The organism is Bradyrhizobium macuxiense (assembly GCF_007993935.1).
In the GTDB taxonomy this organism is placed as follows: domain Bacteria; phylum Pseudomonadota; class Alphaproteobacteria; order Rhizobiales; family Xanthobacteraceae; genus Bradyrhizobium; species Bradyrhizobium macuxiense_A.
Genome location: NZ_VITY01000046.1, coordinates 1 through 1,293, shown reverse-complemented (window position 1 = coordinate 1,293; position 1,293 = coordinate 1). Strand labels below are relative to the sequence as shown.

General features: G+C 63.5%; 1 protein-coding gene. It reads left to right on the top strand.

Annotated features, from left to right (window positions below):
- Positions 1–31: 31 nt before the first annotated feature.
- Positions 32–1,293 (top strand): IS30 family transposase (locus FBZ93_RS40385; protein WP_208764140.1); only part of this gene is annotated, 1,262 nt, incomplete at its 3' end.

Here is a 1,293-nt window from a genome sequence, read left to right as displayed (position 1 = left end):
TCGTCGCAACACTCCAGCAAAGGAGGTTGCGATGGAGAAGCGTGTGGGGGCAGACCGTGCTCGAGAGGTCCTACGAGAGGATTATAGGCCGTTCTGGGCTGCGATTGCCTTGGGTCGATCGAGCGGGGATGCTGCGGTTGAGGCCGGGGTGTCGCCGTCGGTCGGAGTACGCTGGTTCCGGAGGGCGGGCGGTATGCCGCCAACACATTTGTCGCGATCGTCCAAACCTCCGTCGGAGCGCTACCTGTCGTTCGCCGAACGTGAGGAGATTGCCATCTTGCGCGCGCAGGGGCATGGGGTGCGAGCCATCGCTCGTCAGCTCGGACGGCCTCCATGCACGATCTCTCGTGAGCTCCGGCGCAATGTGGCGCGCCGCCACGGCGCTCCAGAGTACCGAGCGACCACGGCACAATGGCACGCTGATCGGTCCGCCCGACGGCCCAAGTTAGCGAAGTTGGCAATCAACCCGGCCCTGCAGGATTATGTGCAGGACAGGCTTGCCGGTATGATCGCTAAGCCAGACGGGTTGCCCCTCGTTGGCCCGAAGGTCGTGTGGAAGGGACGCCGGGCCGTGCATCGGCAAAACCGACGCTGGGCGACGGCATGGAGCCCGGAACAAATTTCTCGGCGACTTCGGCTCGACTTTCCCGAGGATGAGACGATGCGCATCAGCCACGAGGCAATTTATCAGGCGCTTTACGTGCAGGGTCGAGGCGCTTTGCGCCGCGAACTGACGGCCTGCTTGCGCACCGGGCGGGCCTTGCGGATGCCGAGGGCGCGCGCCCGCAAAGGCCGAAGCTTCATTCCTTCCGAGATCATGATCAGTCAACGTCCGGCGGAAGCCGCCGATCGAGCCGTGCCGGGTCACTGGGAAGGTGACCTCATCATGGGTCTCGGTAGTTCCGCGATCGGCACCTTGGTGGAGCGCACGACCCGTTTTACCATTCTGCTGCATTTGCCGCGCATGACCGGTCAGGAACAGGACGCTCGCGTGAAGAACGGACCTGCGCTCGCCGGCCATGGCGCTGAGGCAGTGCGCGACGCCATCACCCGCGCAATCTTCGCCATGCCCGAGCAACTGCGGCGGTCTCTGACTTGGGATCAAGGAGCTGAGCTGGCTCAGCACGCGCGTCTGAAGATTGATGCAGGCATGCAGGTTTACTTCTGCGACCCTCACAGCCCGTGGCAGCGCGGCACCAACGAGAACACGAATGGGTTGCTGCGCCAGTACTTTCCAAAGGGGACGGATCTCAGCATGCACGATGCTGATGATCTTGAGGCCGTGGCTCTTGC